The organism is Achromobacter piechaudii NBRC 102461 (assembly GCF_001571245.1).
Classification (GTDB): domain Bacteria; phylum Pseudomonadota; class Gammaproteobacteria; order Burkholderiales; family Burkholderiaceae_B; genus Achromobacter; species Achromobacter piechaudii.
In genome coordinates, this window is the sequence record NZ_BCTK01000006.1 from 68,414 (window position 1) to 82,634 (window position 14,221).

Genomic DNA, 14,221 nt, shown 5'->3' on the forward strand with positions numbered 1-14,221 from the left:
CGGTCCGTTGTGAAAACGATATTGAAGAAAATTACCCACAGGCATGCGTCGTTTCCGCGGCTGACCGGACTTGCCCTTCAGCTTGCCCCTCGACGCCTATTTCCCTAGCGAGCCTACTTTCCTAGTGCCAGACCGAAGGCGGCATCGGCTTGCCCGCATGTTCCCCAAAGTTCCGGTACGAGATGAGCCATGGTCGCGAGATGGGACCGCAGGATGGCCGTTTCTTCCATACCCCAAGTTTGCATTGAAAGTTCAGTCATAAACTGACCAACGTACGCCGCCCAGTCGCCCAACTCGACATGCGCAGCGCAAGCAAACATTCCAATGCGAAAGCTCTCTTCAGCGGTGATCTGACCGGGGCAGACGCGCAAGCTAACCCGCAGCGCCTTATGGACGGCCTCGCACAGTTTCGAGTTGCGATTGATACCAGCAATCCTCGCCAAGCCGAGAAGGCAATGAGATACTGCAATCTGCTCGTTCACTGGGATATTGAAGTGACACCGCTCTAGAGCTTCAGCAGCCTGATTCGCCTGTTGTTCAGGTACACGGCAGAGCAGAGATGCATTGATTAAAGCTGTGAATGCCGAGGTGTCAACAGCCCCTTTCAAACGCTCCTCGATCTGCGCCGCGATCTCCCGTGGGGGCTCGATCTGCGGCTGAACACCACCCTCGAGTGGGCCCGGAAAAAAGGCTGCCGAGCGATCGATCTGCCGGATAATAGCTTGAGGAGTTTCACCGATAAGTCGTTCCGCAAGGCCTAACGCTTCGACGGCCTCCGGCGCGGCATTCGCCGCAACCCAGACACGGCCCAACAGCTCATTCTTCCAGTGCTCGGCCGAATTAAGCTCCGGAAACCAACGGGGCTCGACTCGCAAGTCGACGATGGTCTGCATGACGAAATGGGCCTGGTTAGCGCCGCGCAACCACTGGACGAACGCCGTACCGTCTGCGAAGTCCGATAAACAGTTATGAGCGACCAGACTCGCGTGGGTGAGTGCAGCCAGACGCCGAGCAAAGGGCGGCCACATTGGGAGGATGCGACATCTGGCCATTTGCCCATAGATGCAGCTGAACAAGGCGGAAAGAAGTTCGTACTCATCTGCCTTCTCATCGGGAACGCCGTCAAGAAACGCGTTAATCAATTCTGCCAACGGCTGCTTCAACGCCGAATTCTCGTGTACCCGGCTTAGACCCACCTCGATCGCACCTGTGCGGCTAATAGGATCGCCGTCATATGCGAGGCGCGCGAAACTGTCGGCCAAGACATCATCGCTGAACCTGCATTCCCGCTCAATCACATGGCTGATCGATTGGTGGGAACAGAGAGGCCAAGCAAGGACCAATGATTCTTGACGACCATCCGCGAGCAAATCGCCTAGGAACGGCACCGCCACCTCGCCAACGTAGGCTTCGAGCGTGTTAATGGTACCGCCTCCGCCAACTAATTGCCGATAGTAAGCTTCGCTGCGGGGCACCAGGGTTTCGAGTGATAGATTCCCGCTTTCTAGGCTCTCTCTAACGGCGTTGACGGCACCAAAGGGCGTGTTCCGAAGATCGCTGCGAAGCCCAATTATTTCGTGGTCTGTCGGCATCCTTTCAGAAAGCAGGGTGCGCCAGCGCTCTACGACATCCCCTGCGAGCTGGTGTTCGTCGGCGAACAATTGAAAAGCTTGGAGTCGTGCCTCAGCGCCCGGAGCCAGTAGGGCGAAATGAGCCACGAGCAGTTGTCGCCCCTCGTGCATGAGCGCCACATTGGGCGGCTTGGCTTCAGGAACAAAGGTCGCCAACCATACGTCGCCAGAAACGGTCGCAATGGCTGCGCTTGAAACTCCGGCATAGGCCCCCGCAATGGCAGGGAACAGTTGCGAGCGTCGAAACGACAAATTCCCGGCACCGAGAGTGATTACCGCGTCGGTTTCGATGTCATCCTGGCGCAAGATTTCGGGGTTTGAGAGTAGCTCATCCCTGATCAGTGGCGAATAGCCATTGGCGAGTGCGATGGCATAAGCCGCCTTAAGGTACGCGTCCTGGTCGGTCATGCCTCTTCCTTTGCGTCGGCCTTCACAGATTCACTGAGTAACTCTGTCGCTAAGGAGATGACTTGATTGAAGATCTCGGGCTCCGTTTCTTTCATCTCCCCGATAAGACGTTCATCGATCCATCTGTGATAAGGCTGGCTCTTTTGCTTAAGGGTAATCTCCGGAGCGCAGCTGAGCGAATGAAGTACTCCTGCATAGCTCATCACCGAAAATCGCCTCGCAGCCCCCTTCTCGGAAATCGATGCCCATCCGCGAATGTCAAGTCGAGCAAGGAGCCATTCGCAGCGGGCTTCCGCGGTCGCCGGATCACTCTCAGTGACCCAGACTGTGCGGACTGCGCGAATCAATGCGATCGTGTACTGGTTGAGCCAAGCGAGTTCGTGGGGAATTTGGAGGACCTTCGCCAATTGGAGCAGCTGCGCGGACTCTCGAATCGCTCGAAGCTCTGCGGTTTCGATAAGTGATCCGTTGTCGACCGGAGCCTGCATCAGATGATGCGTCAACTCATCTTCCCGTACGGGCACGAACGTATATCCGGATCGCCTCAACGTGGTCCGGTGCTCTCGACCTTCTTCGACTCGCAGGCTGCCGGAAGCTACCAGATATTCGACCACATCAAGGCTAGTCAATATCGGTGTCTGCTGGCCGCCGCGATCCATATGGACATAGCGATTCACGAAGCGATCATCTACAACGAATGCATCAATCGGCTTGTCCGTCGCCAGAAAATTCAATTGCGCTTGTAGCTCGGCATCTTCGTTATCGTTATCAGGCGACGCGATCGTCTCGACCCTTCCTGTGGCAAGCGCGGAGGTCAGCACAGAGCGAATGTTTTCGATCGTGGCCAGCTGCTCGCCGGCGAAGCTCTCATAAGTGAGCAGTTGATTGTCTTGATCCTCCAACGACTTTGTGACATGAGCCTTGAAGCCTGCACCCTTCAACTTATTAAGGACGCCCGCCATACGTAGGTAGGTCGTGGAAAGGTCATCCAGATATAGGATCGCGCCGTCTCGGATACGCGGCTCGGCGGGCCAACGCTTTTCATGAATACTCAGATAAGAAAGGGCACGCTGCTCCTCGGCGGCTGTGATCATTCCCTTTAGGCGCAAGACATCGATCACCGCCTGACAGCTGCACAAGCATGCCTCATAAGACTTGAGATCAGCCTCCTCTCCCATAACGTTGCCGAGGCGATGAACTGGCGAAGAGCGAACGACGTAAGCGTCGGTCGTGGACTGAGCCGCGGCTTCCAACATGGAAGCGAGGTCAAACCCAACCTCCCGAGCGAGGTTGGCATTGGCTTGCCTTTGAGAAGAGAAGATTTTCAGAGAACCGTCTGCAAGTAAGCGTCTCAGAAACCGAGCATTCGCAATCCTGCTTGGTTGATGGAAGGCGACACGCTGACGCTCTTGAAACAGCCATACCAGCAACCGATCCGGAATCAGCACGCGTTCGAAGTGAGCAATGAGCTTCGGCAGTAGGCCGAGCTGCGCGAAGGTGAAAATGGCCGTGAGATCAAGCGCTATGCGATCCGGCCTCAGTTGCAAAATTGCTGGTCGTGCTCCGCTGAAGGCATGAACAAGGCTACGCCTCCGCGCATCAGACTCCAGCCGATTGGCCGCAGGGCGCAGCAAGCAATTCTGAAACATCGACTGGTTCAGCACATTAGCTGCACCAGACACTGTGATCTTGCCGGCATTCAAGGCGGTGTAGATTTGATCTTGGCGACGATCCCAATCAGGCTTGAGCTCGAACAGCTCTTTCATGGTGACCGATTTTAGAGGCCCCTGATCCCCCGAGGTTTCTGCTGCACGCAGCAGCCAACCGCTCACCGTAGGATCGTCCTCCCATCCGGCTCTCGACGCATGAAAGTAAGACGAAGCCAAGATGTGAGGATTATCGGGGGCTGCTTCAGTTGCCGCGAGGATCAAGTCCCTCGCGTGTGGCGCATTGACGGCCTGTGCCAGTTGGACCGTGCGAAGCAATTCCTCCGCGGTGCGCTGGCCTCTTTGCTCCCACTCACGAGTCGTGTACCCGACCAACAAGTCCCATTGGCCAGAAGCGATAGCTAGGTTGACGAACAGCGCGCGGTCGTGGACGTGATCTCGCTTCGTCCGCAAAGGTGCCAGAACTTTCGATGCTTCACTAAATTGACCATCCTGATAAAGCGCCCAAGCAAGAAGCGCTTGCAGGTCGTCATCTTGAGCAACGATATCGGGGACTCGTTTCAGAAACTCCAGAACACGCTTTGAATCGCCGGCGTAGTTAAATGCGCGAGCCACGCGAACAGCATCTTCGACCGAGCGTGTCTGGTCGAACAGCAGTTCCGCCAATGGAAATAGATCCTGCCAAGCCTCTTCCTGTTCAAGGAAGTTCACTAGGTCTACGAGGTCGCGAAGTTCACCTGTTTTTTCGTAGAGTCTCCGCCGCTCGGCGGCCGGATCGGCCCCTTCGGCTTCTGCGATCATGCGTTGCAAGCGCTCGTAATTGAGCTCGCCGATATCGACTTGCTCCATTTGGGCTAGCGTTTGCTTTGCAGTTTCGATCTGTCTCGACTTGCACAGAAGTTCAATCTCCATACAAAGGAGCCGTGGTCGGTCCAAAAACTCGAATAGCTGATCACGATGCGCAGCGATGTATTCGACTATCGCGGCAGGATTCTTTTTAGTCATCGCGATCGCGAGGCGAGCCACGGCTTCGTCAGGCGTGCCTTTGCCGCTCAGAGCAACACGTTGGTTGATGCGCCGCTCGACCGCAACCAGGTCGACGTTGAGACCGAACTGCAAGGCCAGCGGTAAACGTCTGAGCATTATCGTGTCGTCATTCATTTGCTCACGCAGGACTTCCAAAGCGCGATCATGAAACTCGGAGTCACGAAGGCGAAGCCAAAGAGCCATTTCGACGCTCAGCTGTTTAGCCTCGACGGCGCCGAATTCTTCGGCGATGGTCGCCAGCTTTTCATACAACTCGATGGCACGCCTTCTATCCTGCAACGCCTGCTGATCGTCCGCCATGGGGAAGCGCGCCGCGTCAAATGGCACTTGGAACTGCGTCTGCCTCCGGAGGTCTTCGGGAATGACGCGGGCAAAATAGGCCTGAGCCGCCACATAGTTTAGAACTGGAGTTTCATCGAAGTCCGAAGGGCCGAGGAGTTGGACGTGCGCGTAGGCCTCGCTCCAGCGCCCGGCAAGCTCTTCGTTCATGATGAAGTTCAGTTTGCCGTCACTATCGAACGAACTGAAATCCAAGCCGGCTTTTTGCGCCCAATCCAGGCCGCCTGCTGGGCCCTTCTCATTGCTGACTATTCGCAGCATGGCGGACCGGGATTCAGGCGTACCCATCGGCGCGAGCTGTGACAGAGCAGCCGCGCTTGTCCCGGCTTCCGCAGCCACGATGAAAGCGCTAGCAATGTCTGCTTCTGGACCTCCCCCTAGATCACGCGATTTCGCTAATAGTTCCTTTGCTCGATCTCGATTCTCCTTCCAAGATAGGATCCTCGCGCACCAGGCTAGCGCTTGAGCCTTCACAGTGCTGGAGCCGCCCGCCAGTTCGTTGTTCTCGATGCTGGCCGCTAAAGCGCGCGCCTTTTCGGCGCCCGCATATCCAGTGAGATGCCGAGCCTGACGGATACGACGCGCTTCCGCGGCGATCTGCTGATCCGTCAGCTTCGTCGTGAAGGCTAATTGTTGAACCTGCTCGAGGCGACGCATAGCCTCAGCGGTTGCCGGCTGGAATTTTGCCTCGTGATCTCGTTTCCACTGCTTCAAAACCTCGGCAGGGTACTCTTGGTATTGGGTGTCCACCATCGGATGGTGAAAGCCACATAAGAGAATGAGATTCTCGGGGCTATTTCGCTCCTCATCAGTGAGATCGGGCTTTCCTCGCGGCCCGTTATCGGACGCTGCGAAAATATGGCATATCTGCCCCGCGACTGCGTTGTCGGATTGCTCCGTGCCAGAAACAATTACGGGGTTAGTACACTCGGGATGAGCGCACTGATTGCCACTGCTGCCAAATAAAACCTTGAGGGTCTTTTGGGTATATGAACGGTTTGCCATTCCTGTACGTAGCCTTGGCGATCAGGTGGATCCTGGTCAAGTAAAGGGTCGCATCGGGACAGGGAGTCTGCTCGGTCCACCTCGGACAGAGTGGCGCTCTCTGTTCCGGATCCTGACACGCTTGCGACAAATCCTGCCATCTGCCCATCGTCTTGACCAGTGATTGTTGTTAGGATGCTACTGGAAAACAAACCAGAGTGCGGGTAGAGAAAATGCCCGTCAACTTAGTGCAGGCGGGCTGCAATCAACAGATATGCTTGTTCAGGTTTTAGAACGGCACATCATCCTCGGGCGTGGTGAGCTGCGGCGGTGCATGCGGCGTCAGATGCTTCAACAACAGTTGTAGCTTGCCCAGCAGCTCGTCGAAGGTAATGATCTCAACGTTCTTGCAAGCGTTGCGGAACACTTCAAGGCTCTGTCGTTGCATCTCGTTTGTGGGCAACACTCCACTGATGACCACGCACTTGATCGCCTCCGGACGCGAGTTCTGAAGCTCTGGGCGGCTCTGATGAAATAGCCAGTTTTCATGAAATTTGCTCTGTTGGTAGAGTACTTGCGATACCGCGCCACTCAATTCTTCATCCGGCGCAAACACTTCCCTATTCCGGTAAGCCTTTTCGCGTAGCAGTGGACTACTCGGTCTCTTGATTTCCACGATGGCCATCGCGAAACCCTTTTCAGCGAGTAGGAAGTCGCCAATCTGCGCGCCAGTGCCGTCCAAGCCCCCACCTCGGGCGTGGAACTGTGCATGAAGGAGCCTGACCGGGCGGGCGAAAACCATTGTGAGAATGAATATGTTGCGTTCGAAGAATTTCTGCCATACCGGTTCGGGCAGGTTCTTCTGCAGCATGTCCTCGTACTTTTCAATCATCTGCTCAAGGGTGACCCGTTCGATCTCGGCGTGCAGCTCCAAGAGCTCCTTAGGGGCTTCTGCAGCTAGCGTTTCAACATTTGTGCGTACGGCTTCCACCGTGGCTTTTCTCGCTGCGCGTCCGGCGGCCTTGCTCTGCTTTCCGCGGTCCAGGCGAACCTCCATAAGCTCACCGCTTTTCGCGACATGTACTATCGGCGGAAACCGTTCAGGATCAAGCGGCGCCAGCAGCGCATTGCGAACGTGAATTGATTTGGACTGTCGAAAATAACCGCGTATTCTGCGTGCTTCACGGCTGAAAGCCCGGCGAATTTGATCAATGTCCTCTTCAGGAATCCGTACCGTATTTCCGTCAATCCGAGCTTCGCCGTCGCGCGCCACCACAAGGGTGTTGAGAGTTGGGAAACGCGAGAGGCCTAGCCAGACTTCATCCAGTTCCTGAATAAAACCTAATCCGTAGGTGCAGGGGTTGGATGACCGCCAGGGCAGCGCCAGCTCGATATCTGAAACTAGTGCGTCAGGGCTGTCGGGCAGCGTGTTCACCACTCGTCGTTCGTAAACGACGGTCGCGAATCGGCCGTGTCGAGTGGACAGGTAGCGCTGCGCATGAGGATTGGTAAATACGGGATAGGTGACGATGCGGTCCGAGAACACTCGGGCTAGCAAATGCCATTTGTTCTCGGGCTCGCTCTGCCAACGCCGATTTTGCATTTCCTCCTCTACGAAGGTTTGCATCATCAGATCCCTGTATTCTTGACCATCGGCTACGCCAGATCGAAATTGGAACGCTGGTTCCATGACCTGACCATCCGTGTACGACTCGGCCTGTTCTTGAAGTTTCCCATTTGCCATCGGTCTCCCTCCTGAGACATTGGGGCTGAGCCCTTAAGAAGAACGCAGAGTGATTATCGCGGACAGGCGTGTCCTTGTTAGCCCTGAGCTCGAAGCTTCTTACGCTCGGTCAGCGAGCTCTTCGCGCTGCTGCTGGCATAATCTTCGGGTGGAATTGCCACATCTCGGGGCGGCCTTTTCTCGGTGCCGGCTTTCGACTTTGAGCAGCAATTCTATCGGCCCTTGAATTGGGTACAGCTCAGTGATGGGCGTGGAGCGCTCGAGCAAAATTTCGATGCAAACGCTAACCCTCACGCGCGCAAAGGGCACCTAAGCAGCGGGGGGCTGTTGGCTGCCGTCGTCCGAACTGATTCCTCTGGAGGTCTCAAGCGCACTTTGCACCGTCTCGTAGACCTTTTGAATTGACCGAGAGATAACACGCTGAGACGCTTCCGCACCAATGTATTGGGGGTCACCGGGGTAGCTGCCAGTTTCCAAAAGGTGCTTGAAGACTCTATCTCTATCATGCTCTGGAATTGCGGCGCGATCGCATAGGTCGTCAAAGGGGCTAGAAGCTCCAGAAAGAGCGACGATTTCACTGCCTCGCAGTGGAACTTGCAGAACTACCTCGCTCTGACTGTCGCGGAAATTCAGAAGTGCTGTTGCGAACCTTCCCCCTCTATCAGAATAGGCTTGGACAGAGTTCGTGAACGCTGGGTCGGCCCACAACGCGGTCAAGTTAACTATTACGTTGGCGTCCGTAGGGCAGTGCTGAAAGATTGCTGCTGCGACGGCGTTCGTACGCACTAAGCCCTTCATGCGTTCGGCGAAACGCAGGTCGGTTGTCCAACTTGCGAGCCCTTCGTCCCGTGAGTTATCGAGGAGGATCTCCACCATTTCGCCCTTGTGAATAAAGCGCTTTCTGAAGCAGGGCTCGGACACGGTTCGATATCTCAGAGGGAGGCTTGCCGCTTCTGTCGTTAGCGCGAGCGCCAAGATGTCCTTGCGCGCTTGGTCTTCCCCCCAGCCGTTCTGCCAGGCGCCAAGAGCTTCGAGAAATTCGTCTGTAAATAAGGCCAACTTGTGTCTTCCTGCCGAAATTTTCTATATGCGCATCATCAACGATACTGACTCAGTGCCGCGGATGATCGCGACTCGACCATGGCGAGTCCGGCGGTGTGCAGTACCTTGGGGCAACGAGGGTATGAGACTCGAGAGTGGCCGTTAACCGATGCTCCGATCTGCGGGACTGCGGTCACGCGAGCGGATTTATGGAGTGGCAATATCGGGCGATCATGGTGAGTCTGCGCTCGACGCAGTCTTCACGCGGTTTCGCTCTCTTCGGTCATCGCAGCGTGGAGCTAATCGACTCTTACGGAGACAGCCTATTGCTCCCCGAGGCGTTTCCTCGCTTCAGTGAAAGTACTTCTCCCGTCGGTTGTCGAACGCCGGGATCGTGCCTTCCAGCACGTCCAGGACCGAGCGATTCAGCTTTGAACTCTCGATGGCGCCGGATGCGTATGCCAGTGCAAACTGGTCGCCACGGTCAAACTCAGCATGGATAATTTGCTCTGCGTCGCAGCACACCGCCAAATTGGCGTTGTGGGTCACCATTACGATTTGGCGGCGCTCCTTGGCGCGTTTGATGATGGGGACCAACATGGAATAGACGGTCTGGTTGTCCAGATTCTCTTCCGGTTGGTCCAGGATGAGCGGCGTTGGGTCCGTATCGACCAATAGATAGAAAATGAGAAGCAAAGCTCCGCGTTGACCTGGCGACATCTGTTGGATAGTCGTCCCTGCCAGACTAAGTGAGAACTTGGCCTCCACCTGCTTTAGGTCGAAAAGCTGCTCATACAGTTGTTCTGCTGTGACCTTGGTTCGAAGGATTGGCAATAGAGCAGGACCGGGTAAATCCGCACCAACGGTAATCGCCGCCCGGATCTTTCTGAGCCCCTTGGCCAAGCTCTCGGCGTCGTCGAAGTCGATGCCCCGAAGTAGAGCCATGAGCTTTGCTGGACCCTCATCGTCGCCCCGGAAACCTCCGGTGTTCTGTTTGACCAGTGTGAAGAACCGCTCAACAAAAGCCTGGCGGTCGAAGAAAAGGCCACTCTGGAATTCCACCTTGAGTTCGGTCGCTACACCCGGGACGCCCGCAACCAGATCTTCCACGACGGCGAACAACGGCCGGCGCGACTTCGCGATGGCCATCAGCTCTGCATGAATTTCCTTCACAAACTTGTCCTGTTCATCTTCTAGGACCTTACAGCGCCCAGGCAACTGAGCCAGTTCCGCAAGTCGGGCCTCGTAGAACGCTATCGTCTCGGCTTCGTCAGCGGTGCCAATCAAAGCCTTAACAGCCTTGTCCCAGGCTGTGAGCTGGATCGTATATTCTTGGTAAAGCTTGTTGGGCTGGTCGAGTTGCTCCTGCAGCAGCGTGCGCTCCGCATCTAAAGATTGTTGCTTGGCAACGCGATCCGATTGCTCGATCGCCAACTGTCCAAGCTCGGTTTCTGTGGTGCTAAGAACGTCCTGAATGGCAGCCCGCTGCGTCTCAACCTTCAGCACGTGCTGCACAGTCACGTTGACTTTCTGCAATTCAGCGACGAGCTCCTCGTTGGTCTTGGTCGCCTGCCGCTCGAGTGCCGACACACGCTGAGCAACGCTTGATAGCGTGGTCCTGCGCTCTACTCGCTCTCGCCGTGCGGCATCCGCTGCAGTCGTAGCCACCTCCAGCTGGGCGAGTTCTTTTGCTATGGCAGCCAGGCGTTGAGATTCAGTCGTTGGTGCTGCGGTGGCATTGGCGTCCACAGGCTTCACGACTTCAGCAGGCCTTTTTGCCAGAAGGTCACCAAGCTCAAGCTTCTTGGACGCAAGTCTCTCCTTAAGCTCATTCTCATGCGCAGTGCCCGAAAGACGCTCCAATTCGGCGAGTTGGGCATTGACCTTATGCAGCGTCTGGCGGAGCCCCTCAATCCGCTCCTGCGCTGGCTGCTCTTTGGCCGCGAGGTAGTCGTCCAAGCTCTGGTGGCGGCCACGGTCAGCCTGGTCCAGGTGCGAGAACAAGACCTTACGAATCTCGGTGCTGAAGCGATCCGACTTGCCGGTGATGTGATCGTTGCAAAGATCCTCAAAGTACGTTTGCGAGATGTACTTGACTCTTTCCGGCTGGTCGGCCTTGGCCTGCTGATTCAACGTGGCTTGACCAATGTCGCCGTTGCGCCAAGTCAGCTTCGCTTCGAAGGCGCTTGCACGATGACCACTGCCACTCTTGAAACGATCGTCCACGAGGAAGGTGAAGAAGTCGTGTGCTTTAGAGTTTCCCGCCAGAGCGAGTACCTCAGCCAAACCACTCTTGCCAGATCCCTTATTGCCAATGATAGCTACCAGATCTGGATTCAGTTTCAGATCGGTACCGCTAAACCACTTCTCGTCCGTCTTGACGCCAGGCTTTGTAGCGATCTGCAGGCGGTGCATGAAGAGGCGCCCGTTGGCATCAACGAATGCCTTTTTGGGTGGCACATCCCCAATGTACGAGCGAAACAGCGGCTCTTTGATGGCATGGCGCAGTCCCTGGAACGTGGGCTCAGACTTGATCCACGTCTTCATGTTGCTCGGAAAGACGCCATAGTCGGAAAAGCTGTGCGCGTCTGTTCCGCGAACGCAAAGACGTTCCTTTTTGTCCAGCGAGTCCCAAAAACTGTCGAAGTACTTCTCGTTGAGCTTGGTCTTGAGTCCGTGGAAGGCCAAGCGATTTCCCTCATCTTTGCACTCAAAGATGTCCGCAGCCGTCCGGAACCGCCTTACCTCGGCGTAGTGTGCCACCCAGTCGATGTCCGATAGGCCGCCATACGTGTCCCAGGGCATCAGGAGTAGACCTTTGTCACCTATCACTTTCAGGGCTTCTCTCAGTGACTCCTGAGTGACCATAGCGGTCTCCCAGCCCACCTCAAGTGCGTACTCGTCGTCGGTGGCTACCTTCCTGCCGTCGAAGCTGCCCCTCGCCAGCCGGTCGGCACCGAGCTCGCGGGAATGTTGGACTAGACATTCTTCACTCAAGGAACGATCGCCACCCCTTAAATTGATTTTGAGGACCGCCAAGACGTCCTTGAGAGTCTGTTGCGAAACCTCGGGATCAAGCACCAGGTGCACGTTCAACCGCTGCTTCAGCGAACTCTCTACGCGCAACTCGATCCCCGGAAAGATGACCTTGCCGGCAAGAGCCTCAGGATGCGCCCTTGCGTACTCGACGATCGTGAGGTACCCGTCGAAGGTCCAATAGTCCATCGTTACGAATACATCAGGGGCGGCCCTGCTCATTGCACTGACAGTCTGAGCAATTAGCTGGTCCCTCTCTGAACCAGCTAAGCCACGCAACTTTCGGCCTTTCCACTTGTAGGAAGCAGGTGTATGGCAATGAAAGTCCCACAGCCGCCACACAGATCCCTCGGGTGTGCTCGGCTTCGTCATCGTCGTAGTCACGTTACGCCCGGAATAGTTGACAAGATGAAAGAAGAGTTATTGATATGTCATGGTAGAAGAGTTGGTCCGAGAGTTCAATGGACTGGCCACAACCACAGTGTCTACCGCGGCGCGTAAAAGGGAAGGATGAATATACGGGCGCGCTTCGGTGCCGGGTTTCGCATCAGGAGGACGAAATGATCCGACCGCTTATGTGTCCCTAGTTTTGGTGTAGCCATGCGTCCTCAAGGCGGCGCATGGCGTCGTGAACTTGGTTTGGGGCCAGGTGCGCGTATCGCTCGGTCATTTCGATCGAGCAGTGGCCGAGAAGGTCGCGAACGACCAACAGCGGCACCCCAGCCATGACCAGCCACGACGCGCACGTGTGGCGAAGGTCATGGATTCTGAAATCCTCGATATTGGCTTTGGTGCAAACGGACCGAAAGCTTTTCTGAATGGTGGTCAGGGGTTTGGAGTGGTCCCTTGGGGAAGGGAACACCCAAGGCGAAGTCGGGCAGTGTTCCGCACGCCACGCCGCCATTGTTTCAAGGGCTTCAAGTGCCGGCGCATTCAGCGGAATAACGCGGTGCTTCTTGGTTTTGGTATCTTCGCTTTCGAGAGTAATAAGACCCTCCACGGTACGGACACGCTGCAGACGGAGCGTAAGCAACTCGTTGCGCCGGCAGCCGGTGTGCAGTGCCAACTGGATGAAAGCGGGAAGATGCGGCCTTGCCGCCATCGCTTGCGCGACGGTAATCATCCGCTGCGCCTCACTCCGCGTGATCCATCGGGTCCTTCCCTCCGGCACTGGGAGAGACATGCCGACGAGGGCATTAGGAAGGTTCAGTTCGTGGAGGAAGTTGTACCAGTTGATCGCGGCGCTCAGATCGTCCAGTTCGCGGTTGATCGTCGCCGCGCTCACGCCGGCTGCCTTTCGCAGGGTGATGTACCGTTGAACGGTCGCCCGGCGCAAGCTGCGAAGGGGACGGCCTTTGAAAAAGCGGTCCAGCTTGAGCTGGCTGTACCTGAATCGCTCCGTGTCTTTGCCGGATGCCTGGTAGGCCTCCATGACGGCGTCGTATGTCGGGTTTTCATCGACCCCGCTGTCCTCATGGATGCTATGCGCGGAGTGACTCACGCCCTCGACCGACGGATGGGCCGGTCCGGAAAGGTGCTGAGCTGTTGCGAGATTGTGGTCCATGTCAGTGGCCGGCCGTTACGCCCAGGAAGCGTTAAGGTAGGGGACGACCAACGACCGACATTCGCAAATATCTGGCAAATGATGATAACATATTGACATGAATCGATATTTTCGCATAGCTGCGGGGTCCGTTGGACGTAGGCGCTCAGAGCGCCTGCGGAATCTCGCCCTGGAATCGGGCCAGGGCGGAGCCAAAGACGTATCGATTCAAAAGCTCGGCGATCTTGCTCGGGCCGCGAAGACCACTGCGTTCGGGACGCAGGAGTCGGAGGTTCGAATCCTCTCGCCCCGACCACTGATTTGTGGTCGAATTCTTGATGGTGTTCTCGACACCAACAGCAAAAGCCGGAATCGCGAAAGCGACGCCGGCTTTTTTGCGTTTGCCCGCGCACAATAGGTGCGGACGTCGGGCGCTGCTATAGCGAGCATTTACTCGCAATCAGCCGGGACCAGCCGCAATCAGCCGCAATCAGCCCTGAACTTATCGCTTGCCCAGGTGTTCCCGGACCGCAGCGGCCGACACGCCCACCGCTTTGACAGCTTCGCGCAACTGCGCCTCGGTCACGCCCAATTCCTTGGTCCAATAGCGCAATTCGTGCGCTTCGTTCACATTGATTCGCGCCCGATCCTGCGGTCCACGGTTTTTCAAGTCGTCTGACATGCGAATTCTCCTTGTAAGAACTGACAGACCAGCAAGACTTGTTCCCGAACTGGCTTGCCCGAAGCCGCCGCCAGTCCCTGAATGAAAAAACCCACGCCG

General features: G+C 56.3%; 7 protein-coding genes. All 7 read right to left on the reverse strand.

Annotated features, from left to right (window positions below; genetic code table 11):
- Positions 1–113: 113 nt before the first annotated feature.
- The 7 genes from API01S_RS12500 to API01S_RS12535 all read right to left on the reverse strand — a co-directional run bounded on the left by API01S_RS12500 (position 114) and on the right by API01S_RS12535 (position 14,122).
- Positions 114–2,039: a hypothetical protein gene (locus tag API01S_RS12500; RefSeq protein ID WP_006216137.1), complete on the reverse strand. Its 1,926-nt coding sequence runs from the start codon at positions 2,037–2,039 to the stop codon at positions 114–116.
- Positions 2,036–6,097: an HTH domain-containing protein gene (locus API01S_RS12505; RefSeq protein ID WP_006216136.1), complete on the reverse strand. Its 4,062-nt coding sequence runs from the start codon at positions 6,095–6,097 to the stop codon at positions 2,036–2,038. The genes API01S_RS12500 and API01S_RS12505 overlap by 4 nt, the downstream gene beginning before the upstream one ends.
- A gap of 268 nt (positions 6,098–6,365) precedes the next feature.
- Complete coding sequence (locus tag API01S_RS12510) at positions 6,366–7,820, reverse strand: Shedu immune nuclease family protein (RefSeq protein WP_006216135.1); 1,455 nt, start codon at positions 7,818–7,820, stop codon at positions 6,366–6,368.
- A 309-nt stretch (positions 7,821–8,129) separates the two neighbouring features.
- The gene (locus API01S_RS12515) at positions 8,130–8,879 is read right to left on the reverse strand and encodes a hypothetical protein (RefSeq protein ID WP_006216134.1); all 750 of its coding nucleotides are present in this window, start codon (positions 8,877–8,879) and stop codon (positions 8,130–8,132) included.
- Positions 8,880–9,212: 333 nt separating this feature from the next.
- The gene (locus API01S_RS12520) at positions 9,213–12,269 is read right to left on the reverse strand and encodes a TrlF family AAA-like ATPase (protein ID WP_338075850.1); all 3,057 of its coding nucleotides are present in this window, start codon (positions 12,267–12,269) and stop codon (positions 9,213–9,215) included.
- Between the two features lie 211 nt (positions 12,270–12,480).
- A complete protein-coding gene (locus tag API01S_RS12525; protein WP_082134353.1) occupies positions 12,481–13,461 on the reverse strand; it encodes a tyrosine-type recombinase/integrase in 981 nt (326 codons plus the stop codon).
- Between the two features lie 481 nt (positions 13,462–13,942).
- Positions 13,943–14,122, reverse strand: coding sequence for a DUF3606 domain-containing protein (locus API01S_RS12535; protein WP_006216132.1), 180 nt, complete (start codon positions 14,120–14,122; stop codon positions 13,943–13,945).
- Positions 14,123–14,221: the final 99 nt, after the last annotated feature.